Source organism: Micromonospora sp. NPDC051296, assembly GCF_040682255.1.
Classification (GTDB): Bacteria; Actinomycetota; Actinomycetes; order Mycobacteriales; family Micromonosporaceae; genus Micromonospora; species Micromonospora craterilacus.
Genome location: NZ_JBFBAO010000066.1, coordinates 1 through 23,578, shown reverse-complemented (window position 1 = coordinate 23,578; position 23,578 = coordinate 1). Strand labels below are relative to the sequence as shown.

The following is a 23,578-nucleotide window of genomic DNA, read 5'->3' as shown; positions in this document are numbered from 1 at the left end:
CCGTTGCAGGTGTAGATCTGGATCTGCGTACCGTCGGCGGTGGCTCCGCTGCGTACGTCCAGGCACTTGCCGGCCAGCCCGGTGATCGGGCCGGTCCCGCCGCTGCCGGTGGTGAAGGCGAACGAGTCAAGGTCGTAGAGCGCACCCGTGCCCGATCCGGCGAAGGTCAGGTACAGCGTGGTGGTGCCGGTGGGCGGGTTGGTGATGGTGCCGGTAACCGTGGTGAAGGTGTCCCACGCTCCGGTCACCGGGACGGTGGCCGAGCCGAGCACCGTGCCGGTGGCGGAGCCGGCCCGCACCTGGAGGGTGCCGCCGGCGCCGGCCGAGGAGACCCGGGCACTGAACGAGGTCACGTTGCCGATGCGGTACGGCTCGAAGGCGATCCAGTCGCCGTTGTGGATGTCGCCGACGGTCTTGCCGCCCTCCGCGGTCGTCTTGTCGAAGGTCGCGATGCCCGAGGCGGTCTTGTAGTGCTCCGCCTGCCGCTTGCGGGGCTGGAGGGTGTGCTGGGTGTGCGTGGTCAGGCCACCCGAGTCGGTGTATTCGGCGTCGAAGATCCCGAAGATGTTCGCCGCGTCGTCGTGCTCACCGTCGACCGGGATGCTGATCGCGCCGGAGCAGCCGTTCTGCGAGGTGATCTGGTGGCCGTGGCTGTCGTGACCGAGGACGTAGGTCATCTTGACCTTGGTGCAGTCGATCGTGCCGTCCTCCGGATCGGTCACCGTAATGCTGAACGGCACGGTGTCGCCGAAGCTGAACAGCTGGCCGTTGGCGGGGCTGGTGATGGTGACCGTCGGCGCGGTGTTGCCGACCCCGATCCGTACGCTCGCGGTGCCGGTGGCACCCTGCGGGTCGCGTACGGTCAGCGTGGCCGTGTAGTTGCCGTTGGCGGTGTACGTCTTGGTCGGGTTGGCCGCTGTCGAGCTGGTGCCGTCGCCGAAGGCCCACGAGTAGGTGAGCGCCCCACCCTCCGGGTCCGACGACCCGGCCGAGGAGAAGTTCACGGTCAACGGGGCAACGCCGGAGGTCTTGTCCGCCGAGGCCACCGCCGTCGGTGCGCGGTTGCCGCCGCCGACGTAGTCGTAGCGGTAGAGGGCCGAGTTGGCGTCGCCGTTGAAGTAGCCGGTGCCGTAGTCCAGCACGTAGAGCGCGCCGTCCGGGCCGAACGCCATGTCCATGACCTGCTTGCCGTTCCACGGGAAGGTGTCGATGGTACCCACCGTGCCGTCACCGTTGACGTGGATCGGCTTGATCCAGCCCCGGCCGAACTCGCCGGCGAAGAACTGACCGTCGAAGCTCTGCGGCCACTTGGTGGTCGACGTCGACGCGGCGTTGTACCGGTAGACCGGGCCGCCCATCGGCGACTCGGAGCCGCCGCCGAACTCCGGCGGGCTGCCGGCGTCGCCGGCGTACCGGATCCAGGAGGGCTTGGCGCCAGGCAGCGTGGGCAGACCGGTGTTGCGGAACGAGTTGTTGGTCGCGCCGCCGGTGCAGTTGTACTTCGGGCCCGCGGTGCCGGTGGCGAAGTCCCACTCGGCGTACGTCTCGGCGGCGGTGTTGGTGCCGGTGCAGTACGGCCAGCCGTAGAAGCCCGGCCCGGTGACCCGGTTGAACTCGACCTGCCCGCTGGGGCCGCGGCCGGTGGTGGTGCCCGCGTCCGGCCCGTAGTCGCCGACGTAGACGATGCCGGTCGCCTTGTCGACGCTCATCCGGAACGGGTTGCGGAAGCCCATCGCGTAGATCTCGGGGCGGGTCCGCGCGGTGCCGGGGGCGAACATGTTGCCGGCCGGGATGGCGTACGTGCCGTTGGCGTTGACCTTGATCCGCAGGATCTTTCCGCGTAGGTCGTTGGTGTTGGCCGAGCTGCGCTGCGCGTCGTACGCCGGGTTGCGGTTGGTCCGCTCGTCGAGCGGCGCATACCCACCGGAGTCGAACGGGTTGGTGTCGTCGCCGGTGGACAGGTACAGGTTGCCGGCGGCGTCGAAGTCGATGTCGCCGCCGACGTGGCAGCACATGCCGCGATCGGCGGTGACGTCGAGGACGTCGACCTTGCTGGCCTGGTTGATGGTGAAGTCGGCGTTGAGGGTGAACCGGGACAGCCGGTTGACCCCCTGCCAGGCGGAGAAGTCGGTGCCGGTCGCCGGGGCGTCGCCGGCCGGGGTGGACAGCGGCGGCGCGTAGTAGAGGAAGATGTGCCGGTTGCTGGCGAAGCCCGGGTCGACCCCGATGCCCTGCAACCCCTCCTCGTCGTGGGTGTAGACGGCGATGGTGCCGATCACCGAGGTGGTGCCGGCCGCGTCGGTGCGGCGGACCGTGCCGTTGCGGGCGGTGTGCAGGACCGAGCGGTCCGGCAGCACCGCGATGGTCATCGGCTCGCCGACCTCGGCGACCCCCTTGGCGAGGGTGACCTGCTGGAAGTCGGTGGCGACGATGGGGTGGGCCCGGGCCGGGGTGGGGCCGCCGAGCGCGGCCGGGCCGGCGCCGAGGGCGACCGTGCCGGCGGTGGCGACCAGGAGCAGCGCCGAGCCGGCGGTGAACCAGCGTGGGGGACGGGGTGGGGTGGTGTCCTTGATGGACATCGCTGTGGTGTCCCTTCCTGACGAGTGACTGCCAGGGCGGGCGCGCGCCGTCGCGCCGGATGCCGTAGCCGGGGAGGGTGCCGTCGGCCGCCGGTTGGGGTACCGAGTCGGCCATGGCCACCGATGGATGGTGGGCCACATGTGTCGTGGCCACCAGTCGATGGGTTCCCGCGCCGCCGGTTCACCTCGACGTGACATTTCGGTGTTGCCGACGACATTAAACTAAGTTTTTAGATGTGTCTATATCCTTCCGGCGCAGGGGCATCAACTTCCGTCTTCACGATCGAAAGTTCGGCGATCCCGAGCGCCCCGGCGAAGCGAGATCCGTCGATTGACAAAGTGATCTACGTCAGTAGGATCACTGTCTGTCGGGTATGCCAGTACGCGACGAAACGGGGGATAGTAGTGAGGCTTCTCGAAAGTCAACTCAGATATGCGCCCGATGCCGGGCGGCCGGGCTCACCGCGACCCGAGGTCGTGGTGCCCTGTCGTCCACCGGGCGCCCACCGGGAACCCGGCGCCGAACTCCACGCCGGGCAGTGCTGACCTCCTCGCTGGCGGGTGACCGGTGGCAGCCGGCCCGTCCCGTCCGGTCGGGATCAGCAACGGCGGTACGGCGAGGCCAGGTGCACCGGCCCATGTTCCGTGCCGACCGGCGACGCCGGCGACGGGTCACGGTCGCCCTGCTGAGCACGGTGACCCTGCTGGCGACCGGTGGCTGCGTCGACTCGGCCGACGAGGACGCCCGGGAAAAGATGACGGCCCACATCGACCAGGTCGCGGCCGACACCACCGAGTGGGCCCAGCAGGCGCCCGGCGGGCCACCTGGCATCCCGGAGATCCTGGAACACATCGTCGCTAACGTCCAGGCGAACGCCCGCGAGCTGAGTTCAGACGTACGCAACCCGGACGCCGAGGGCACGGGCTCACTCGGTGAGGTACAGCTGGCCCTGGAGGGCAGCGGTTCGGGCTGGCTCTGGTCCCAGGACCAAGCTCTCTACGTCTTCTGCGCCCGCTTCGAGGTGACCCGCTCGCCGGGGCAGCCGCGAAAGGTATCGGCGGAACTCTTCGACTGCCCGCCGGATGCCGTGCCGTCCGGCTGGCGGCCGACGGCACCGGCCACCCCTGCCGGCACCCCTTCCTGACCGCGATCTGACCGCCCGACGTCCCGGCGTTGCCGGGACGGCCGGCTGTTCGCCCCTGCCCGGCTGAGCGATTCCGCCCGCGGTCCGTCCCACGGTCCGCATCTGACGCAGGTCCGCCTGCCATCGACCCCGCGCCGGCTCCGGCGCGGTCCATCCCCACGAGAAAGAGGAGCGAATGCGCACACGAAGGCCCTACTGGGCCGGCCCGACCTTAGGCGGGCCGCCGCGCCGCAGGCTGGCCGCGGTGACCGCCGCGCTGCTGGCCGCAGCCGGACTCAACGTGGTGACCGCCGGCCCGACCCAGGCCGCACCAGCACCGGCCCCCGCCACGCCGGCCCCTCCTCCGGCCGCCGTCGATCCCGCCCCGCAGCCCGCGCCGGAGGTCACTCAGGTTCCCGTCGAGGAGCGCGACGACGTGCTGCCGGACGGTTGGCGGTCATCGACGGACCTGGCCTGGACCACGTCCGGCGACAGCAGGGGTTTCCACCTGTTGGTGGCGGAGGAACGGACCGGCTACACGTGGCGGACCGTCGCCACGCTGAACGAGCCGACCATCGACAGCGAACAGTGGATCGGGAACGCATGTCTGACCGCGTCCGGTCGCCGGGCGGTGGTCGTGTACCAGCCGAGGCACTTCACCAACCGGAGCCATCTGTTCGACCGGGGTGCGTTCTCCGCCGTGGTCGACATCGCCACCGGCAAGGTGACCAAGCTCGGCTTGAACGTCAGCATCGCGTACTACAACCCGGGCTGCGGCAACGGTGAGACCGCCACCCTGACGCAGGGTGGCGCGAGCGACCTCGGCCGGACCCGGGTGCACCTCGTCGACACGGTGCGCGGCACGGTCATCCGGAGGCAGCAACTATCCGGCCAGGTGACGTCGGCGGTTCCGTACGGTGGCAACATGGCCGCGGCGGAGGGCGGCCGGATCTTCCGACTGGACCGTGACGGTTCCCGGCACACCCTCGCCCGCACCCAGGGTGTCGGCGCCTATCTGCGCCCGGACTCCGCTGGCGGGATCAGCTGGCTGGAGGCGGCGGACGAGGAGACCACCCTGGCCCGCCGCGTGCACGGTGGTCAGGTGCGGGAGTTGGCCCGTGGACCGTTGACCCGGGTCGGTCTGGCCCGGGGCGCCGGCGGCCGGGTCTTCCTGACCGGGCAGCCCGCGTCGACCGGTGCGCTGCCCGTGGTGGTCGAGCGGGTGGCAGTACCGCCGTCGATCGAGCTGTCCACCCGCGGCCACCTCGCGCTACGCCGCGCCCCCGTCGCCAACGGGACGGCTGCCGCGGTACCGCCGACCGGCGAGGCGTCTGGCCTTCCGGTCAGCTTGCGGGCAGAGGTGTTGGCGACCGGTAAGCAGGTCGACTTCCGGGTGGCCCTCGGTGCTCGGGCCAGCCGGCTGGCCGACAGCGGCCAGCGCAGCGACCCGCAGCTGAGCCGGGCCCACCGGGCCGCCGGTGAGCTGAGCACGCAGGCCAGCGGCTCGCCGACCGAGCCCGTCGAGACGGACCGCTACTGCTCGGTACCGCGTAACGACGTCCGGACGCAGGTGGAGCAGCCGCACTGGCGGCAGGTGGAATGGGCGGCGAACCTGGCGGTGCAGGGGGCGTTGACCGTACAGCGCCCGACGAACTGGCGGCAGTCCGGCCTGTCGGCCTGGTCACCGCAGGGAATGCTGCCCTCGATCCCGCTGGCGGGCGGTGGCCGGGTGCCCGGGCAGGTCATGCTCGGCATTCTGGCGCAGGAGTCGAATCTGTGGCAGGCGAGCTGGCACGCGCTCGAAGGGGTGCCCGGCAACCCGTTGGTCGGCAACTACTACGGCATCGAGAACGAGCGGGGCTGGAACATCAACTGGGCCGACGCGGACTGCGGGTACGGCGTCGCCCAGGTCACCGACGGGATGCGGATGGCCGGCAGGGGAAAGCCGGGTGAGGTGATCCGCCCGGAGACCGAGCAGCGGGCCATCGCCATCGACTACGCGACCAACATCGCCGCGGGGCTGCGCATCCTGCAGGAGAAGTGGAACCAGACCTACAACCTGGGCATCCGCATGAACGACGCCGACCCGGCCAACCCGGAGAACTGGTGGGCGGCGGTCTGGGCCTACAACACCGGGCTCAACCCGCAGGCCATCACCGGCGGGACGGGGTGTTCGCCGGGGCCGAACTGCACCGACGACCGCGGCAACTGGGGCCTGGGCTGGTCGCAGAACATCGCCAACCCCGAGTATCCCTTCACCCGGACACCGTTCCTGGACGGCGATGCGGGCAACGGGTCTCCGGGTGACGCGGCCCGCCCCAACCAGTGGTCGTACCCGGAGAAGGTGATCGGCTGGGCTGCGTACCCAATCGTCAAGTACGACTTCCGGAACCCCAACGAGTACCACGCCGGTTATCTGCAGGCCTGGTGGGTCGACCGGCTGCACCGCACCCAGTCGATCAAGCCGCCGCTGGGCACCTTCTGCACCAGCGCGAACAACTGCTCGGTGACCGCCACCTCGACGTCGTGCGGCTACAGCGACTACCACTGCTGGTGGCACTGGCCGGTCGACTGGAAGGCCGGCTGCCAGGTGGCCTGCGGCTACGAGAACCTGCGGTTCAGCCCCGGCGCAGCCGAGCCCGCGCGGGGAACGCACTATCCGCCGAGATGCACGACCGACGGCCTGCCGGCCGGGGCGCTGATCGTCGACGACCAGCCGAACTCGGTCGGGATAGTCCGCTCCGACGCGTGCGCCACTCCGGTGACCAACAGTGGCACCTTCAATCTCCAGTTCAGCGGAAACAGTTCCGGCCTGTACCCATCGAAGATCGACTTTCACCAGATCGGCAGCGGCCTGAACGGACACTTCTGGTTCGCGCACGAGCAGAACGCCGCCACGGAGGCGGCCGACCGCCTCAAGGTGACGGGAACCTGGCGGCTCGGCCGCAGCCTCAACCAGTGGGCGCGGGTGTTCGTGCACATGCCGAGTCACGGCGCGCACAGTCAACAGGCGCACTACACCGTCGACCGCGGGGCGAACATCAGCAGCAACCGCTACAAGACCCGGGTGGTGGGCCAGCGTCAGGGCACCAACAGGTGGGTGCCGCTGGGCACGTTCCAGTTCAACGGAGTCCCTCAGGTGTCACTGAGCAATATCACCCAGAACTCGAACGTCGGTGTCGAGAACGTGGCGTGGGACGCCATCGCCATCGTGCCGCTGACCCAGAAGCCACGCAACTTCGTGGTCGCGCTCGGGGAATCGTTCTCCTCCGGCGAGGGAGCGGCCACCGACGCGTCGCTTGACTACTACTACGACTCCAACCACAACGGCGGCGGGATCCTGGCCAACCGGAACGGATGTCATCGCTCGCGCCATGCCTGGTCACGGCAGGCGTGGTTGCGGGACGACCCGCAGCAGCGCTCGATCGGGACGCGGTCGGATTCCTTCGACTCGATGATGGACTACCACCTCATCGCCTGCTCGGGGGCCCGCACACACAACCTGCTGCCCAGCGGGTCGAACTCGATCAGCGGGGTGCAGGTCTCCGACCCGATGACCAACGCGCCCTTCGAGACCGCCTGGGGCACCACGGCCCGGCAGCACGGCCGCGAAGTGTCCCAACTGGACAAGGGGTTCCTGGACGAGAACACCACGCTCGTCACCGTGTCGATCGGCGGCAACGACATGGAATGGGCAAAGGCACTGGAGAACTGCATCCTGCTGCCCATCCCCTGCCAGGAGTCGGACATCGACGGACACCGGGCCGCCGATCACCTGCCCCGGCTGATGGACCAGGAAGGCCGGCGGTCGGTCGCGACGGTGCTCCGCGCCATCCGGCTGATGGCCCCGAACGCCCAGATCATGCTCATGGGATACCCCCAACTGTTGTCGAACAACGCCAACTGTGTCGAGTGGCTCGGCTACGGGATCAGCGACTCGGAAGCCAGCTGGATGAACCAGTTGGCCATCGAGTTGGCGGACGTGCTGGGTGAAGTCGCGGTTGCGGCGAACAGCAGCAGCGGCCGGGTCCGCTTCGTCGACCCGATTCTCAACGGCGACTTCGCCGGTCAGGGGGTCTGCGGCAACCCGGAGACCATCCACGGCATCGTCGCGGCCAAGACGGCGGGTGAGGACCATTCACAGACCATGAACCCGTCTCAGCAGTCGTTCCACCCGAAGATCAGTGGTGCCAGCAACTACGCTCGGGCGCTCAACCGGGAGCTGCGTAACCTCGGTCTCTGACGACCGGGCGGGGGTGGGTGGGTCCGCGACCAGCGGGCCCACCCGTCTCGTTGCTGCCGGACCGCCGGCCGGGCCGGGGCCGCAGTGGCTCGCCCCGGCCGCCAGGTCAGCGCTGTCGGTCGATCGCCTGGTTGGCCAGCTCGGTCAACGCCACCCGGCTCTCCGGTGTCACCGCGGTGTGCGCCAGGGTGGCCAGCGCCTCCTCGGCGCGGACCTGGATCATCTGCTCGATCTTGTCGCGGGCGCCGGTGCTCTCGATGATCTGCCGCAGCTCGGCCGCGCCGTCCGCGTCCAGGTCGGGGTTGCCGAACAACTCCCGCAGTCGCGCGCTCTGGGCCCGGTCGGCGGCGTCGCGGGCCAGTGCCATCATCACGGTCGGCTTGCCCTCGCGCAGGTCATCGAGGATGGACTTGCCGGTGACCGCCGGATCGCCGAAGACCCCGAGCACGTCGTCGCGCAACTGGAAGGCGTCGCCCAGCGGATCACCGAACTCGGCCAGCGCGGCGACCAGCTCCGGCGCCGCCCCGGCCAGCGTGGCACCGATCTGCAACGGCCGGGTGACCGTGTAGCGGGCCGCCTTCATCCGGATCACGGTCAGCGCGCTGGCCACCGATCCGTCACCCACCCCGGACACCAGGTCGAGGTACTCCCCCGCGATCACCTCGGTACGCATCAACGCGAAGACGGCGTACCCCCGGTGCACCGCCTCGGCGCTCAGCCCGCACTCGTGGAACATCTGGTCCGACCAGGCCGCGCAGAGGTCACCGCAGAGCAGGGCGGTGTTGCGCCCGTACGCCTCGGGGTCGCCCCGCCAGGAAGAGCGACTGTGCAGGTCGGCGAAGATCCGGTGCACCGAGGGTTCCCCCCGGCGTTGGTCGCTGCCGTCGAGGATGTCGTCGTGGATCAGCGCGAACGCGTGGAACAGCTCCAGCGCCGCGGCGGCGGCCACGATCGGGGTGCCGTCCGGACCGCCCGCGCCCCGCCAGCCCCAGTAGCAGAAGAGCGGGCGCAGCCGCTTGCCGCCGGCCAGCACGAACCGGTGCAGCGTGGTGAAGACGCCGCGTGGCGCGCCGTCCGGCCAGTCCGGGTCCTGCCGGTCGAGGAAGGCGGTCAACTCGGCGTCGAACCGGGCCCGCAGCCCGTGCACGTCGGTCGGCGCCACCGTGACGGTCATCGCCCCTCCAACCCGGCCAGCTCCAGCAGCAGCCCCTTCACCTCCGTGGCCGCGATCCGCTCCCGGGCCGCGGACGGGTCGGAGCAGAGCAGGACCGGCCCGTCCGCGGGGTCGGCCGGCAGTCTGCCGTGCGAGCCCCGGACCGCCCGTGCCCCGGCATCCAGCCCGACCACGCTCATCAGGTACCGCATCCCCAGCTTCTTGCGGGCCAGTGCGACGGCGGCGCGCCGCTTAGCCGAGCCCGGACCGGCCGGGTCGAAGAACAGCTCCGCCGGGTCGTACCCGGGCTTGCGGTGGATCTCGACCAGTCGCGCGAAGTCCGGCGCGCGGGCGTCGTCCAGCCAGTAGTAGTACGTGAACCAGGCGTCCGGCTCGGCCACCAGCACCAGCTCACCGGCGCGCGGGTGGTCCAACCCGTGCGCCGCCTTGCCGGCCGCGTCCAGCACCTCGGCCACCCCGGGCAACCCGGCGCAGAGCTTCGCCACCGCCGGCACGTCCGCCGGGTCCCGCACGTACACGTGGGCGACCTGGTGGTCGGCGACGGCGAACGCCCGCGAGGTCCACGGGTCGAGGTACTCCATCCCGGCCTGCGTGTACACCCGCAGCAGCCCTTCGGCGCGCAGCAGCCGGTTGATGTCGACCGGCCGGGAGACGTCGGTGATGCCGTACTCCGACAGCACCACCACCGTGGCGTCCCGGGCCTGCGCGGCGTCCAGCAGCGGGGCGAGCACGCCGTCCAGCTCGGCTGCCGCGGCGGCGGCCCGGGGCGAGGACGCACCGAAGCGTTGCAGGTCATAGTCCAGGTGCGGGACGTAGACCAGGGTCAGGTCGGGCGACTGCTCGGCGAGGATCTGCTCGGCCGCCCGGCAGATCCACCGGGACGAGGGCAGCCCGGCGCCCGGCCCCCAGTAGGTGAACAGCGGGAAGGTGCCCAGCGCGTTGGTGAGCGTGTCGTGCAGCTCCGGCGGATCGGTGTAGCAGTCCGGATCCTTGCGGCCGTCGGCGTGGTACACCGGACGCGGGGTGACGGTCCAGTCCACGTCCGCGCCCATCGCGTACCACCAGCAGACGTTCGCCACCGTGTAGCCGGGCTCCACCCGGCGGGCGGCCTGCCACAGCTTCTCCCCGCCGACCAGCGCGTGGTGCTGCCGCCACAGCAACACCTCGCCGAGGTCCCGGAAGTACCACCCGTTGCCGACGATCCCGTGGTCGGTGGGGCGGGCACCGGTGAGGAAGGTCGACTGCACCGAGCAGGTCACCGCCGGCAGCACCGTACCCAGCTCGGCGCGGAAGCCGGTGTCGGCCACCGCGCGCAGCCGGGGCATGTGCGCCAGCAGGCGCGGGGTCAGCCCCACCACGTCCAGCACCACCAGGCGTCTGCTCATCAGACCGCCACCTCGCTTCCGGTCGGGGTCAGGCCGAGGGTGACCAGCTCGTCGCGGGCGAAGGCCAGCTCGGCGGCGATCCCGGCGGCCAGGTCGGCGTCGGTGCGGGGGCGCCGCTCCGCCGGCAGCACCCCCCAGGTGTACGTCTCGACGTCGAGGTGGTCGCAGCCGGCGTCGGCCCCGGCGAGCAGCGCGGCCAGCGCGGCGCGCAGCACCGGCAGGGTCGAGCCCAGCGGCGGCTCGGGTGGCGCGTGCAGCGGCACGTGGTAGTGCACCCGCCACGGGCCCGGCAGAGCCGCGGCGAGCGCGCCGTCCAGGTCGTCGGCCGCCCAGGCCGGATCCGCCGGGCCGGTGGCCGTCGCGCCGGCGCAGCCGGCGGCGCGGGTCTGGTGCAGGAAACGCGGCTCGACCCAGCGGTGCAACGTACCGGCGTCACCGGCCGGGTCGGCGGCCTCCAGCGCGGCGGACACCTGCACCTTCACCACCGGCAGGCCGGCCGCCGCCAGCCGGTCGAGGGCGGCGGTGGGCTCCTCCCAGGCACAGGCGAGGTGGGCGAGGTCCAGGCAGATCCCGAGCCGCCCGGTGTCCATGCCGGACAGCGCGGTCACCGCCTGCGCGGTGCTCTCGACGACGCAGCCGGGCTCCGGTTCGAAGCCGACCCGCACCGGCCGTCCGGTGTCCCGCTCGACGGCGGCGAGCCCGGCGGCGAGCTGGTCGAGCCGGCGGCGGGCGGCGTCCGCCCGGGTGCTGTCCCAGGGCTGCCGCCAGGCCAGCGGCAGGGTGGAGACCGAGCCGCGGGCGGCGTCGTCCGGCAGCAGGTCGGCGAGGACCCGAGCCAGGTCCAGGGTGTACCCGAGCCGCTCGGCGGTGGTCCAGTCCGGCTGGTACACCGCGCCCTTGACCACGGGCGCCTGGAAGGCCGCGTACGGGAAGCCGTTGAGGGTGACCACCTCCAGGCCACGTACGGTCAGCTCGGTACGCAACCGGCGGCGGGCTCCGGGGTCGGCGGCCAGCTCGGCGGCGACCGGGGCGGCCAGCCACAGGCCGAGGCCGAGCAGGTCGGTGCCGAGCGCCGCGCGGACCGGCACCGCGTAGCGGTCGAGTTGGGCGAGGATGCCGGCGAGGTCCTCGGCGGGGTGCACGTTGGTGCAGTACCCGAGGTGGACGGTGCGCCCGCCGGGGTGCCGCAGCCGCATCAGCTGCCACCGCGCAGGATCGAGTTGCCGGCGAAGGTCGGCTCCGCGGCGTCCTCGTCGCTCAGGTCGAGCCGCCCGGACTGCCCGTAGAACTCGACCGGGTTACGCCAGAGCACCCGGTCGACGTCCTCGTCGGTGAACCCGGCGAGCAGCATCGCCTCGCCGGTGGCCCGGGTGAGCAGCGGGTCGGAGCGCCCCCAGTCGGCGGCCGAGTTGACCAGCATCCGCTCCGTCCCGTACGCCTTGAGCAGCTCGACCATCCGGGGTGGGGACATCTTGGTGTCGGGGTAGATGGAGAAGCCGAGCCAGCAACCGGTGTCCCGGACCAGCTTCACGGTCACCTCGTTGAGGTGATCGAGCACCACCCGGCCCGGCTCGATGCCGGACTCGGCGACTACGGCGAGGCTGCGCTCGACGCCCCGGGCCTTGTCCCGGTGCGGGGTGTGCACCAGCGCCGGCAGGTCGTGCGCCACGGCCAGGGCGAGCTGCGCGGCGAAGGCGGCGTCCTCCTCGGGCGTCATCGAGTCGTACCCGATCTCGCCCACCGCCACCACGCCGTCCTTCTCCAGGTAGCGGGGCAGCACGTCGAGCACCGGCCGGCAGCGCGGGTCGTTGGCCTCCTTGGGGTTGAGCGCGACCGTGGCGTGGTGGCGTACCCCGAACTGCCCGGCCCGGAACGGCTCCCAGCCGACCAGCGAGTCGAAGTAATCGGTGAACGAGCCGACGTTGGTGCGCGGCTGGCCCAGCCAGAATGCCGGCTCCACCACCGCCCGGACGCCCGCGGCGGCCATCCGCTCGTAGTCGTCGGTGGTCCGGGATGTCATGTGGATGTGCGGGTCGAAGATGCGCATCACGCCTCCCTGAGGTGCGGTTGGTCGACCCGGGCGCTGAGTCGATCCAGCAGCTCGGTGGCGTCGGCGGGCATGGTCCGACCGGCGGCCCGCCGCTCGGCGGCGAGCGCGGCGAGCATCGCCGCCAGTTCCCCGTCGGCGCGGGCGTCGAGGTCGGCCACCACGGCCAGCGGTACGCCCGTGAAGACGCACTTGAGCACGGCCTGCCGCCACGTCGGCGGGTCGAGGTGGTGCGCGTACGGGCCGAGGGCGGCGGCGACCAGCCGGGTGTCGTTGGTGCGGATGGCGTCGTGCAGCAGCGGCACCCCGGCCGCACCGATCGGCAGCAGCGGCAGCGCCTTGAGCACGGCCCGCTTCTCGGCGGCGTCCCCGTCGCGGTAGAGCGCCTCGGCCCACCCCGCGTGGCCGGCCGGCAGGGCGGTCAGCAGCAGCGCGCGGGCCGCCTCGTCGGCGGTCCAGCCGGGCAGGTCGGGCAGCTCGGCCCGACCGCAGCGCCGGCCGGCGACCGCGAAGAAGGTCGTGATCGTCGCCGGCTCGAACGCGATGCGGTGCAGCGCCGCCGCCAGCCATTCCGGGTCGGGTACGCCTCGCAGGGCCGCCCGCAGTTCGTCCGGTGTCATCGCCGTCTCCTTCCTCAGTTGCTGCCTGTGCTGCCGCCGGCCGCGGCGCGGAGGAAGTCCAGCGACCGGGCGGCCACGGCCGGTGCGGCGTGCGAGTGGCGGGGCAGCTCGACCGCGACCAGACCCCGGTAGCCGACCTCGCGCAGCGCGGCCAGTACCGGCGGAAAGTCGATCTCGCCCGCGCCGAACTCCAGGTGCTCGTGCACGCCTCGCCGCATGTCGTCGATCTGCACGTTGACCAGGTGTGCGGCGACCGCGCGGACGCAGTCGGGCACCGGCTGCGGTTCCAGGCAGCGGCAGTGTCCGATGTCGAGGGTGATGCCCAGGCGGGCCGGTGTGCCCAGCGCCGCGGACAGCCGACGCCAGCCGGCGATGTCCTCGACCAGCATGCCCGGCTCGGGCTCGAAGCCCAGGGTCACCCCGGCGACGTCGGCCGCCGCCACCACCGTTGCGCAGCCGGCCACCAGACGGTCCCAGGCCACCGCCGGTGGGACGGAGTCGGGCCGCACACCGGCCCAGAAGGAGACCGCCTCGGCTCCGAGGTCCGCGCCGATCGCCACCGCGTGACGCAGGAACTCGACCCGGCGGGCCGGCTCGTCGTGCAGCAGCGTCGGGGCGTGCTTGTGCCAGGGGTCGAGCAGGTACCGGGCGCCGGTCTCGATCACCACGGCGAGGCCGAGCGCCGCCAGCCGGCGGCCGACGGCGTCGACCCGCCGGGACAGCCCGGGCGCGAACGGATCGAGGTGGTCGTGGTCCAGGGTGAGCGCGACCCCGGCGTAGCCGAGGTCGGCGATGACCGCGAGCGCGTCGTCAAGGCGGTGATTGGCGAAGCCGTTGGTGCCGTACCCGAACCGCAGCCCGTCGGCCCCCGGGCCGGGAGCTGCGGAATCGGCGGCGGCGGTCATGTCGGGGAGACCTTCCGGGCCAGCCGCCGGCCCAGCGGCGCGGCCGCCGCCACCGCCAGCCCGAGCAGGCCGGCACCGGCGCGTGCGGTCAGCGCGCCCTGCAACGCGGGCAGGCCGGTGATGCCGGCGCCCACCGCCGCCCGGACCCGCCCGGCGGTGGGCCGGGCGACCACCCGGGCCTGCGCGGTGCCGTACCGGGCGGCGTACCAGCCGGCGAGGACGGCGGGCAGGGCCACCGCCACGGCGCCGACGACCCGGCGTTCCCCGGCTCCGGACCGAGGGAAGATCCGGGCGAGCGGGCCGACCGCCTCCGCCGGGGCGGATGCGGTGCCGGGGCCGGTACGCACGCCGCCGGGTGCTGCCGCGCCGCGGCGCCGGCCGACGGCGGGCGGGATCGCGGCGCTCGCCGCGACCAGGGCGGTGCCGGCGAGGGTACGCAGTGGCAGGGCGCGGTCGGCGCCGCCGACCTCGCGGCGGGAGAGGGCAGTGACGGTCCAGGTGTGCGCGGCGACGGTGACCGCCGCCGGCAGCGCCCGCACCGGCCGCCCGTTGGCCGCGCCGAGCAGCACGTCCAGCCCGCGGCAGGCGGCCATCACGGCCGGCCCGGCGGCGGTGTTCTTGGCCGCCAGGTCGTACCCCCAGACGGCCGTGGCGAGCGGCAGCGCGACGGCGGCGGCGCGACGGCCGCCGGCCGCGGCGGCCAGCCCGACGCCGGCGGCGGTGAGACCGGCCGCGAGGCCGACGGCGAGCCCGGGGGCGACCCGGCCGCTGGGGATCGGCCGCTCCGGGCGCTCGACGGCGTCCAGCCCGCGGTCCGCCCAGTCGTTGGCGGCCATGCCGGCCCAGTACAGCAGCACCGACGCGGCGGCGAGGGCCGGCGTACGCGGGCCGAGCGCGCCCGCCGCCGCGGCGCCGGCGACCACGTCCCCCGGCACCGAGAGCGCGGCCGGGGCCCGGACCAGCTCGGCGAGGTCAGCCATGCGTGGCATCGGCACCTCCGCCGTGCAACTGACGGGCGAACGCGCACAGCCGGGTCCACTGGTCGGCGAGCGATCCGGTGGTGCTGTCGAGCGGGTCCTTGAAGAAGAAGGCGAGGTCGGCCAGGGGGCCGGTGTGGCCGGCGGCGTGCGCGGCGGCGGTGAGCCGGGCCAGGTCGAGCACGAGCGGGGCGGCCAGTGCCGAGTCGCAGCCGTGCCAGGTGAACTCCAGGCGCATCCCGGTGCCCAGGAACCCGGCGAAGGTGACCAGGTCCCAGGCGGTCTTGAAGTCGCCCAGTTCCTCGACGTACTCGATCCGGGTGTCGCCCTGCGGCAGGTAGCCGAGCGTCTCGCCGAGCACCCGTTGCTTGCTGCGCACCTTGGCGGCGTTGGCGGCCGGGTCGGCCAGGGTGGCGCCGTCGCCCCCGCCGAGCAGGTTGAGCCCGGACCAGGACCGGACGGTGAGGTGGCGCATCGCGAACATCGGGGCGAGCACCGACTTGAGCAGGGTCTCCCCGGTCTTGCCGTCGTGCCCCGCGTACGGCACCCGGTGGGCGTCGGCCAGCGCGGTCAACGCCGGCAGCCGCAGCCCGGTCGACGGGGTGAAGTCGACGTACGGGCAGCCCGCCGTCACCGCCGCGTACGCGTACAACGAGCTGGGCGGCAGCACCTCGTCGGGGCCGCTGAGGGCGGCCCGCAGGGCGTCCGGGTCGGCGTGCGCGGGGTGCGGGCCGGGCGCCGGTTCGGTGGCCGCGACGTTGACCACCACGACCCGGGCCAGCCCGTGCCGCTGCCGGAACTCGGTGAGGTCGCGGCCGATCGCGGCGGCCCGGTCGGCCTGGCTCCCGGTGTTCGGCGCGGGCCGCAGTTCCCGCTCGACCTCGGCCAGCTCCTCGGGCAGTGCGGCGACCAGGCGGGCCGGCAGCACGCCAGCGGTAGCGAGCGCCTCGGCGCGCTTGGCGAGCGGGGTGGTGACCACGTCGTGCCCGCCGAATACCAGGTCGGCGAAGGCCGGCAGGGCCGGACCACGCACCTCGGGCAGCTCGGTGACGCACCCGGTCGGTCCGGTCAACCCGGCCCGCAGGGCGAGCGCCCCCACGATGCTGGTGGTCGCGACCGAACCGCGCGCTCCCACCAGCCAGACACCCGTACGCATGGCACTCCTTCCCGGTCGGGGAAACCGGCCTGCATAGAACTACATGGATATCAGAAGATCGTTCCGAAAGATACCCTTTGTGCGGATGCGCCCCGTCCGCCGTCCGCCCCGGTGGAATACTCACCGGCCGGCGCCGAAGTCGGCGGCGACGCCGCCGGACCGGCGACCCGGAGCGGGTGCGGACGGACGGGGCTGGCAGGCAGGGGCGGTCGGCGTCTCGCCCCTGCCTGCCCCGCATCCGGCCGGCCGGCACGCGGCGCGCCCGACCGGACGACTCGTCAAACACGGACCGCCCGAAGGCGGCTGAGGTCGGTGTGGCGGCGCTGGGGCCGCCGGGGCGGCGGTCCTCCGGTACGGCCGGGGAATCCCGGTCCGGCCGCACCGGACGACCGCATTGCTCGTGCCACCGGGCCGGGTGGCCCGTGGGCACGACCTCCGGTCCCGACCCGTACCGGCCGCGGGGCGCAACCGCGGCCGGCCCTCGCCGGTCGGTACCGGAGGTGGCTCAGGCGGCGACCGTCGCCAGCGTCGGCTCCACGTCGGCCCACGAGGACCCCCGTTCGGCCGACCGGACCACCGCGTCCAGCACCAGCTGCACCTGCAACGCCTCGGCGAAGGAGGGCGTCGGATCGACGCCGGCCGCCACCGCCTCGATGAAGTCGCGCATCTGGTGGGTGAAGGAGTGCTCGTACCCGATGATGTGGCCCGGCGGCCACCAGGCCGACAGGTACGGGTGCTCGCCCTCGGTCACCAGGATCCGGCTGAAGCCCTGCTCGGCGACAGGTAGCGTCGCGTCGTAGAACTCCAGTTCGTTGAGCCGCTCCAGGTCGAAGGCGACGGTGCCCAACGACCCGTTGATCTCCACTCGCAGAGCGTTCTTGCGCCCGGTGGCGAACCGGGTCGCCTCGTAGGTGGCCAGCGCCCCGCCGTCGAGCCGGGCCACGAAGACCGCCGCGTCGTCGACGGTGACCGGGCCGGTCGCGGCGCCGGCACCGTCCGCCTGTGCGGCCAGCCCGCTCGACTCGGCCGGCAGCGGCCGTTCCTTGACGAAGGTCTCGGTCACCGCACTGACGCCGGTGATCTGCTGACCGGTGACGTACTGGGTCAGGTCGATGATGTGCGCACCGATGTCACCCAACGCGCCCGAGCCCGATACTTCCTTGCGCAGCCGCCAGACCAGCGGGAACTGCGGGTCCACGATCCAGTCCTGCAGGTAGCTGGCCCGGACGTGCCGGATCTCGCCGAGCCGCCCGTCGGCGACCAGCTGGCGCATCAGCGTCACCGCTGGCACCCGCCGGTAGTTGAACCCGCACATCGACCGCGCGCCGCCGGCTCGGGCGACGGCCGCCGCAGCGGCCATCTCGCGGGCCTCGGCGACGGTGTTGGCCAGCGGCTTCTCGCACAACACGTGCTTGCCGGCGGCCAGTGCGGCGAGGGCGATCTCGGCGTGGCTGTCCCCCGGTGTGCAGATGTCGACAACGTCGATATCCGGCCGGGCCACCAGCTCCCGCCAGTCCGTGGTGTGCTCCTCCCAGCCGAGCCGGTCGGCGGCCTCGGCCACCTTCCCCGGGTCACGCCCGGCGACGAGCACCATCCGGGCCCGTGCCGGCAGGTCGTAAACCCGGTTCACGGTGCGCCACGCCTGTGAGTGCGCGGCGCCCATGAACGCGTAGCCGACCATGCCGACCCGCAGCTGCCTGTCTGTCGTGGACAAGGTGGGTCTCCCCCCGTTGTGTCAGAACCCGAGCTTCAGGTAGTCGCTCGCGTTCTCCTTGGTGATCGTCTCGGAGGCGAGGACGATCTCCTTGGGCACCTGGAGCTCCACCAGGTCGGACATCCCCCGGCCCTGGCCGATCAGCCGGGCCAGCGAGATCGCCGAGGAGGCCATCGACGGGCTGTAGGTCACCGTCGCCTTGAGCACCGTGCTGTCCGCCTGGATGTCCTCCATCGCCTTCTTCGAGCCGGCGCCGCCGACCATGAAGAACTCGCTGCGGTTGGCCTGGCTGATCGCGGCCAGCACGCCGACGCCCTGGTCGTCGTCGTGGTTCCAGAGCGCGTCCATCCTCGGCAGGGCCTGGAGCAGCTGGCTCGCCTCCCGCTGCCCGGAGTCGACGGTGAACTCGGCCGCCCGGCGGTTCTGCACTCGCAGGCCGTGCTGGGCCAGGGTGTCGGCGAAGCCCTTGGAGCGTTCCTGGGTCAGCTCCAGCGAGTCGATCCCGGCGATCTCGGCGATCACCGGGTTGCTCACGTTCTTGGCCTTGAGCTGCTCGACGATGAAGGTGGCGGCGGAGACGCCCATGCCGTAGTTGTCACCCTTGATCTGCAACCGGTACGCCTTGGCGTCCGGGAAGGCCCGGTCCAGGTTGACCACCGGGATGCCGGCCTGCATCGCCTCCAGGCCGAACGAGTTGAGTTCCTTGCCGTCGTGCGGCAACAACACGATCACGTCGGGCTTCTGGGAGATCAGGGTGGACAGCGCCGCGCGCTGGGCCGCCGCGTCCGCGCCGGCCTCGACCGTGTTGAACGTCACGTCGGAGTACGCCGCCGCCTGCGCCTTGGCGTTGTTCGTGATCGCGGCGATCCAGCCGTGGTCGGCGGCCGGCGCGGAGAAGCCGATCGTCACCGCCTTGCCGGGCTCGGCGTTGCCGCCGGTCTCGGCTGCCTTGGTCTGCGCCTCGGTCGGCGTCTGCTGCTCGTTGCTGGTGCACCCGGCGAGGATTACGCCGGCTCCGACGGCCGCCCCGCCGAAGAGCAGCCGGCGCCGCGACATGTCGCGACTGTGCTGGGTCATGACGACCTCCTGGTTTCAGGTGATGGAGGGAAATTGGGTGTGCGCGACCCGGCCACCGTCGTCTGCTCGGGTGGCCCGGTGTGGTGCGGAGTTGCGAGAGGGTCAGGTGGTGGTGAGCCGGTTGTTGCGGCGGAAGAACTGGGTGAGGCTGCGGAACTGGACCTGCTGGACCAAGACGGCGGCGACGATGATGCCGCCCTTGACCATGTTCTGCGCCTCGGTGGTGAGGCCGTTGATCGCGAAGAGGTTGGTGATGGTGGCGAAGATGATCACACCGAGCAGGGAGCCGATGATGGTTCCGCGCCCGCCGCTGAGCAGCGTGCCACCGATGATCACGGCGGCGATCGCGTCCAGCTCGTAGAGGTTTGCCATCGCCGCCTGGGCCGAGGTGGCCTGGGCGGTGAGCATGATGGCGGCGATGCCGCAGCAGAGTCCGGAGAGCGCGTAGAGCATCAGGGTGTGCCGCTTGACGTTGATGCCGGCCAGCCGCGCGGCCTCCGGGTTGCCGCCGACGGCGACCGTCCGCCGGCCGAAGGTGGTGCGGTTGAGCAGCACCCACCCGGCGGCGACGACGGCGGCCAGGATGTAGACCAGCAGCGGGATGCCGAGCAGGTTGTTGCTGGCGATGCCGTTGATGGTGTCGTTGTTCGAGATCTGGGTCTGCTTGCCGGAGATCTCGGCGGCCAGCCCCCGGGCCGCGACCAGCATGGCCAGCGTGGCGATGAACGGCACCAGCCGCCCGTACGCGATGAGCGTCCCGTTGACCAGGCCGACCGCCACCCCGACCACGATCGCCGTGAAGATCATGCCGCCCGCGCCGAAGCTCTGGGTGGCGACCGTCGTACACCAGACCCCGGCCAACGCGACGATCGCGCCGACCGAGAGATCGATGCCGCCGCCGATGATCACAAAGGTCATCCCGACGGTGACCACACCGACCACCGAGGCGAGCTTGAGGATGCTGAGTATGTTGGCCCAGACCCAGTCTGGGTTGGAGTAGAGATCGGACCGGGTGGCGGCACCGATCACGATCAGCGCCACCAGCACCCCGATCAGGGCGAGGTTGCGCCGCGCGCCCTCGCCGCCCTCCCCCTGCCACCAGGAGAGCCGGCCGCCGGCCGGCGTGGGTGGCAACCCCTGGTCCCCAGCCGTCTCCGGCCCGGCCGGATCCACCGGTCGGGACTGCGTCGCGGTGGGCGGACTGTCACTCATGCCGTCACGCCTTCCATCAGCGACCCCGCCATGACGAGGTCGAGCACGGTGTTCTCGTCGAGTTCGCCGGCCGGGGCCGTCCGGACGACCCGCCCCTCCCGCATCACCAGCACCCGGTCGGACAGACCGAGCACCTCGGGCACCTCGCTGGAAACCAGCAGCACCCCGACGCCCTGAGCGGCGAGCTGCCGGATCACCTGGTACAGCTCGGCTCGGGCGCCCACGTCCACGCCCCGGGTGGGTTCGTCGAGCAGCAGCAGCTTGGTGTCGCCGAGCAGCCAGCGCCCGACCACCACCTTCTGCTGGTTGCCGCCGGAGAGGGTGCGTACCGCCCGACGGACGTCGCGCGGGCGCATCTCCAGGTTCTCGGCGATCCGGTCCGCCGCGGCCCGTTCCGCCCCGACATCGGTGAACCCGAGGCGGGCGTACCGACCGAAGGTGGCCAGCGTGATGTTGCGGTAGATCGGCTCGCCGAGCAGCAGTGCCTGGCTCTTGCGCTCCTCGGGGGCCATGCCCATGCCGGCCCGCACCGCCGCGTCGACACTGCCCGGGCGCAGCGCCTTGCCCGCCATCCGCACGGTGCCCGCCTCGGCCCGGCGCGCGCCGTAGATGGTCTCCATCAGCTCGGAACGGCCGGAACCGACCAACCCGGCGATGCCGACGATCTCCCCGGCTCGCACGGTGAGCGACACGTCGGCAAACTCATTGGCGCGGGTCAACCCGTCGACCTGGAGCAACTCGTCGCCGACCGTGGTGTCGGCGGGACGGTCCGGGAAGACGTACTCGATGGTCCGGCCGGTCATCCGGGAGACCAGGTCGCGGGTCGGGGTGTCGCGGGCCGGCAGGTTCGCCGCGGTGGTCCGGCCGTCCTTGAGTACGGTCACCCGGTCGCCGATCTCGCGGATCTCCTCCAGCCGATGCGAGATGTAGATGACCGCGATGCCCTGCGCGGTCAACTCGCGGATGATCCGGAAGAGGTTCTCCACCTCGTCGTGGGCGAGCACCGCGCTCGGCTCGTCCATGATGATCAGCCGAGCCTCGTGGGAGAGCGCGCGGGCCATGCTGACCACCTGCTTGCCGGCTGCGGGCAGCGCCCGGACCATCCGGCCAGGCGGGATCTCGGCGTGGCCGAGCCGGCCGAGGATCTGCCGGGCCCGCCGGGCCATGTGGCCCCGGCGGACGAAACCGAAGCGGCGGGGCTCGTGGCCGAGGAAGGCGTTCTCCGCCACCGACAGATCCTCGACCAGGTCCAGCTCCTGGTAGATGGTGGCGATGCCGGCGCGCATGGCGGCCTGGGGGTTGGCGAAGGTGGTCGGCGCGCCGCGCCACTCGACGGTCCCCGAGTCCGGACGGTGCACCCCGGCCAACACCTTGATCAGGGTCGACTTGCCGGCACCGTTCTGCCCCAGCAGGCAGTGCACCTCGCCGGCGCGCACCTCCAGCTGCACCCCGTCGAGGGCGCGTACGCCCGGGAAGGTCTTCACCACGTCGGTGAGGCGCAGGACCACCTCACCCGCGACGGTGTCGGCGGGGGCTTCGACCAGCGGAGCATCGGTCACGGCGACCTCCTCGGATGGCTGCTCGGTCATGACGCCTCGGCGAAGGCCAGATCGCTGGCGAGAACCGAGGCGCCGGCAACGCCGGCCCGCGGCCCCAGCTCGGACAGCACGACCGGGAGGTTGCCGGTGGCCAGCGGCAGCGATCGGCGGTAGACGACGCTGCGGATCTCGGCGAGCAGGATGTGCCCGAGCTGGGCCAGCCCACCGCCGATCACGATCATCGACGGGTTGGTGAAGCTGACCAGCCCGGCCAGGACCCCACCGACCCGCCGACCCCCGTCGCGGATCAGCTGGATGCAGGTGACATCCCCCTCCACCGCGCCTTCGGCGACGTCCACGGCGGTCACCGCACCCCGGGCGGCGAGCCGGTCGGCCAGGGCCGGCGACCCCCCGCTGCGCGCGGCGGCCGTCGCGTCCTTGGCCAGGGCGGCGCCGCTGAACAGCGCCTCAAGACAGCCGACGTTGCCGCAGGAGCACATCGGACCGTGCGAGTCGACCTGGATGTGGCCGATGTCGCCGGCACAGCCGTCGGTACCCCGGTAGACCTCGCCGCTGAGGAAGATCCCGCACCCGATGCCGGTGCCGATCTTGACGAAGAGGAAGTCCTCGACCGAGTGGGCCACCCCGCCGTGCCGCTCCCCGATCGCCATGATGTTGACGTCGTTGTCGACCACCGCCGGGCAGCTGTGCTCCCTGGTGAGCAGCTCGCGGACCGGGAAGCGGTCCCAGCCCGGCATGATCGGTGGGGAGACCGGGACGCCGTCGCGGAAGCTGACCGGCCCCGGCACGCCCACGCCGATCGCGTCGAGCCGCTCGTACGCACCGTCCACCCGAGCCTTGTGCAGCAGCTCGTTGACGCGCTGGAGGGTCACCTTCGGGCCGTTGCGGATATCGGCCGGCTCCCGGTACGCGGCCACCGGCTCCAGCCGGCCGTTGATCACCTCCACGTCGATCGAGCTGGCACCCAGGTCGACGGCGGCGAAGCGCAGGTGCGGGCTCAACTCGACGAGGGTGGAACGCCGGCCGCCCCGGGAGGCCGCGAGCCCCGCCTCTGCGACGTAGCCGAGGCTCACCAGGCGCTCCAACTCGGCCAGCAGCCTCGGGCGCGGCATCTGAAGGCGGTCGGCCAGCTCGGCCCGGGATACCGCTCCCTCGTCGCGGAGCAGCCGCAACAGACGTACGTGCAGGGGATCGACCGTCCGCACCGGACCCACCTCTCCGACGGAGTGGTTCACATCGACGCAATGTCGATGTGTTGTGTCCGACACAGTAGGAGCCTTCCATGCCACCTGTCCAGACCTTTGCGCATGCTGAACAGAACTTTTATCCGGACGAACAAAAGCTTCCTCGTCGCGGGCGTCGCCCTCCGGACCACACCGGCGACCCCCGCTCGCGACACACCCGAGCCGCCCCCGCCCGGCCGGCACGACAGCGTCTGACGACGTTCATCGATCGGGAAGAATCCGCGACACGAGGCGGCCACCATTTGGCCGCACGGACCGGATCTCGATCATCGCCGTTGCGTTGACTGCAATTCGTCGCCGGTAGCGTGCGCCGGTCGTCGACAGCAGCCTCACCTCGGCCGAGCTGCGCAAACCAGTCGGTGACCCCTTCGGGAACTGCACCGTCGGGATCGCCCTCAACGGCTGGCGCCTCGTCTCGTCCTGCGGCTGCCAGCCGGTTTGGAATTCCGCACCAGAATTGCCGCCACGCCCGTTGCAGGCCCGCGAGCAGCACATCCGCCGGGAGAAGGCGACCAGCAACATCTGCACCGCGCAGGTGCTCCTCGCCGTGATGGCCAGCATG

At 72.1% G+C, this 23,578-nt stretch carries 17 protein-coding genes; 3 read left to right on the top strand and 14 right to left on the bottom strand.

What is annotated here, in order from left to right; translation table 11 throughout:
* A partial coding sequence (locus tag AB0M52_RS10380) for a carbohydrate-binding protein (protein ID WP_363951543.1) occupies window positions 1-2,579 on the bottom strand: 2,579 nt, incomplete at its 3' end.
* A 638-nt stretch (window positions 2,580-3,217) separates the two neighbouring features.
* Between AB0M52_RS10380 and AB0M52_RS10375 the strand changes: the two genes are divergently transcribed.
* Together AB0M52_RS10375 and AB0M52_RS10370 are read left to right on the top strand one after the other, a co-directional pair.
* Window positions 3,218-3,724 carry a hypothetical protein gene (locus AB0M52_RS10375; RefSeq protein WP_363951539.1) on the top strand — a complete coding sequence of 169 codons (507 nt, stop codon included), beginning with the start codon at window positions 3,218-3,220 and terminating at the stop codon, window positions 3,722-3,724.
* Between the two features lie 244 nt (window positions 3,725-3,968).
* A complete protein-coding gene (locus AB0M52_RS10370) occupies window positions 3,969-7,946 on the top strand; it encodes a hypothetical protein (protein ID WP_363951536.1) in 3,978 nt (1,325 codons plus the stop codon).
* A gap of 106 nt (window positions 7,947-8,052) precedes the next feature.
* Here AB0M52_RS10370 and AB0M52_RS10365 read toward each other — a convergent pair whose 3' ends face one another.
* The 13 genes from AB0M52_RS10365 to AB0M52_RS10305 form a co-directional block, all read right to left on the bottom strand.
* Window positions 8,053-9,120 carry a polyprenyl synthetase family protein gene (locus AB0M52_RS10365; RefSeq protein WP_363951533.1) on the bottom strand — a complete coding sequence of 356 codons (1,068 nt, stop codon included), beginning with the start codon at window positions 9,118-9,120 and terminating at the stop codon, window positions 8,053-8,055.
* Window positions 9,117-10,505, bottom strand: coding sequence for a nucleotide pyrophosphatase/phosphodiesterase family protein (locus AB0M52_RS10360; protein WP_363951530.1), 1,389 nt, complete (start codon window positions 10,503-10,505; stop codon window positions 9,117-9,119). Before AB0M52_RS10360 ends, AB0M52_RS10365 begins: the two co-directional genes overlap by 4 nt.
* Entirely contained in the window at window positions 10,505-11,701 is a 1,197-nt protein-coding gene (eboE, locus tag AB0M52_RS10355; RefSeq protein ID WP_363951528.1) for a metabolite traffic protein EboE, read from the bottom strand. Before eboE ends, AB0M52_RS10360 begins: the two co-directional genes overlap by 1 nt.
* Window positions 11,701-12,552: a TatD family hydrolase gene (locus AB0M52_RS10350; protein ID WP_363951525.1), complete on the bottom strand. Its 852-nt coding sequence runs from the start codon at window positions 12,550-12,552 to the stop codon at window positions 11,701-11,703. Before AB0M52_RS10350 ends, eboE begins: the two co-directional genes overlap by 1 nt.
* Window positions 12,552-13,172: an EboA domain-containing protein gene (locus tag AB0M52_RS10345; RefSeq protein ID WP_363951522.1), complete on the bottom strand. Its 621-nt coding sequence runs from the start codon at window positions 13,170-13,172 to the stop codon at window positions 12,552-12,554. The genes AB0M52_RS10350 and AB0M52_RS10345 overlap by 1 nt, the downstream gene beginning before the upstream one ends.
* Before the next feature lie 14 nt (window positions 13,173-13,186).
* Window positions 13,187-14,077, bottom strand: a complete 891-nt coding sequence (locus tag AB0M52_RS10340; protein ID WP_363951519.1) for a sugar phosphate isomerase/epimerase family protein — start codon at window positions 14,075-14,077, stop codon at window positions 13,187-13,189.
* Window positions 14,074-15,066, bottom strand: a complete 993-nt coding sequence (locus tag AB0M52_RS10335; protein ID WP_363951516.1) for an SCO3242 family prenyltransferase — start codon at window positions 15,064-15,066, stop codon at window positions 14,074-14,076. Before AB0M52_RS10335 ends, AB0M52_RS10340 begins: the two co-directional genes overlap by 4 nt.
* A complete protein-coding gene (locus AB0M52_RS10330; protein WP_363951513.1) occupies window positions 15,050-16,210 on the bottom strand; it encodes an inositol-3-phosphate synthase in 1,161 nt (386 codons plus the stop codon). The genes AB0M52_RS10335 and AB0M52_RS10330 overlap by 17 nt, the downstream gene beginning before the upstream one ends.
* A 505-nt stretch (window positions 16,211-16,715) precedes the next feature.
* Window positions 16,716-17,924, bottom strand: coding sequence for a Gfo/Idh/MocA family oxidoreductase (locus AB0M52_RS10325; protein WP_363951510.1), 1,209 nt, complete (start codon window positions 17,922-17,924; stop codon window positions 16,716-16,718).
* A gap of 21 nt (window positions 17,925-17,945) precedes the next feature.
* Complete coding sequence (locus tag AB0M52_RS10320; protein ID WP_363951508.1) at window positions 17,946-19,001, bottom strand: substrate-binding domain-containing protein; 1,056 nt, start codon at window positions 18,999-19,001, stop codon at window positions 17,946-17,948.
* 102 nt (window positions 19,002-19,103) lie between these two features.
* Window positions 19,104-20,213, bottom strand: coding sequence for an ABC transporter permease (locus AB0M52_RS10315; RefSeq protein ID WP_363951505.1), 1,110 nt, complete (start codon window positions 20,211-20,213; stop codon window positions 19,104-19,106).
* Window positions 20,210-21,802 (bottom strand): sugar ABC transporter ATP-binding protein, encoded by a 1,593-nt coding sequence (locus AB0M52_RS10310; protein ID WP_363951502.1) that lies wholly within the window; start codon window positions 21,800-21,802, stop codon window positions 20,210-20,212. The genes AB0M52_RS10315 and AB0M52_RS10310 overlap by 4 nt, the downstream gene beginning before the upstream one ends.
* A complete protein-coding gene (locus AB0M52_RS10305; RefSeq protein WP_363951499.1) occupies window positions 21,799-22,977 on the bottom strand; it encodes an ROK family protein in 1,179 nt (392 codons plus the stop codon). The genes AB0M52_RS10310 and AB0M52_RS10305 overlap by 4 nt, the downstream gene beginning before the upstream one ends.
* Before the next feature lie 496 nt (window positions 22,978-23,473).
* Between AB0M52_RS10305 and AB0M52_RS10300 the strand changes: the two genes are divergently transcribed.
* On the top strand, window positions 23,474-23,578 hold a 105-nt coding region (locus AB0M52_RS10300; protein ID WP_363951546.1), incomplete at its 3' end, for a hypothetical protein.

What these genes read in the sequence shown, in the direction of transcription:
- AB0M52_RS10375 (WP_363951539.1), top strand. Translation starts at nt 3,218, where the DNA reads ATGTTCCGTGCCGACCGGCGACGCCGGCGACGGGTCACGGTCGCCCTG.
- AB0M52_RS10365 (WP_363951533.1), bottom strand. Translation starts at nt 9,120, where the DNA reads ATGACCGTCACGGTGGCGCCGACCGACGTGCACGGGCTGCGGGCCCGG.
- AB0M52_RS10360 (WP_363951530.1), bottom strand. Translation starts at nt 10,505, where the DNA reads ATGAGCAGACGCCTGGTGGTGCTGGACGTGGTGGGGCTGACCCCGCGC.
- eboE (WP_363951528.1), bottom strand. Translation starts at nt 11,701, where the DNA reads ATGCGGCTGCGGCACCCCGGCGGGCGCACCGTCCACCTCGGGTACTGC.
- AB0M52_RS10350 (WP_363951525.1), bottom strand. Translation starts at nt 12,552, where the DNA reads ATGCGCATCTTCGACCCGCACATCCACATGACATCCCGGACCACCGAC.
- AB0M52_RS10345 (WP_363951522.1), bottom strand. Translation starts at nt 13,172, where the DNA reads ATGACACCGGACGAACTGCGGGCGGCCCTGCGAGGCGTACCCGACCCG.
- AB0M52_RS10340 (WP_363951519.1), bottom strand. Translation starts at nt 14,077, where the DNA reads ATGACCGCCGCCGCCGATTCCGCAGCTCCCGGCCCGGGGGCCGACGGG.
- AB0M52_RS10335 (WP_363951516.1), bottom strand. Translation starts at nt 15,066, where the DNA reads ATGCCACGCATGGCTGACCTCGCCGAGCTGGTCCGGGCCCCGGCCGCG.
- AB0M52_RS10330 (WP_363951513.1), bottom strand. Translation starts at nt 16,210, where the DNA reads ATGCGTACGGGTGTCTGGCTGGTGGGAGCGCGCGGTTCGGTCGCGACC.
- AB0M52_RS10320 (WP_363951508.1), bottom strand. Translation starts at nt 19,001, where the DNA reads ATGACCCAGCACAGTCGCGACATGTCGCGGCGCCGGCTGCTCTTCGGC.
- AB0M52_RS10315 (WP_363951505.1), bottom strand. Translation starts at nt 20,213, where the DNA reads ATGAGTGACAGTCCGCCCACCGCGACGCAGTCCCGACCGGTGGATCCG.
- AB0M52_RS10310 (WP_363951502.1), bottom strand. Translation starts at nt 21,802, where the DNA reads ATGACCGAGCAGCCATCCGAGGAGGTCGCCGTGACCGATGCTCCGCTG.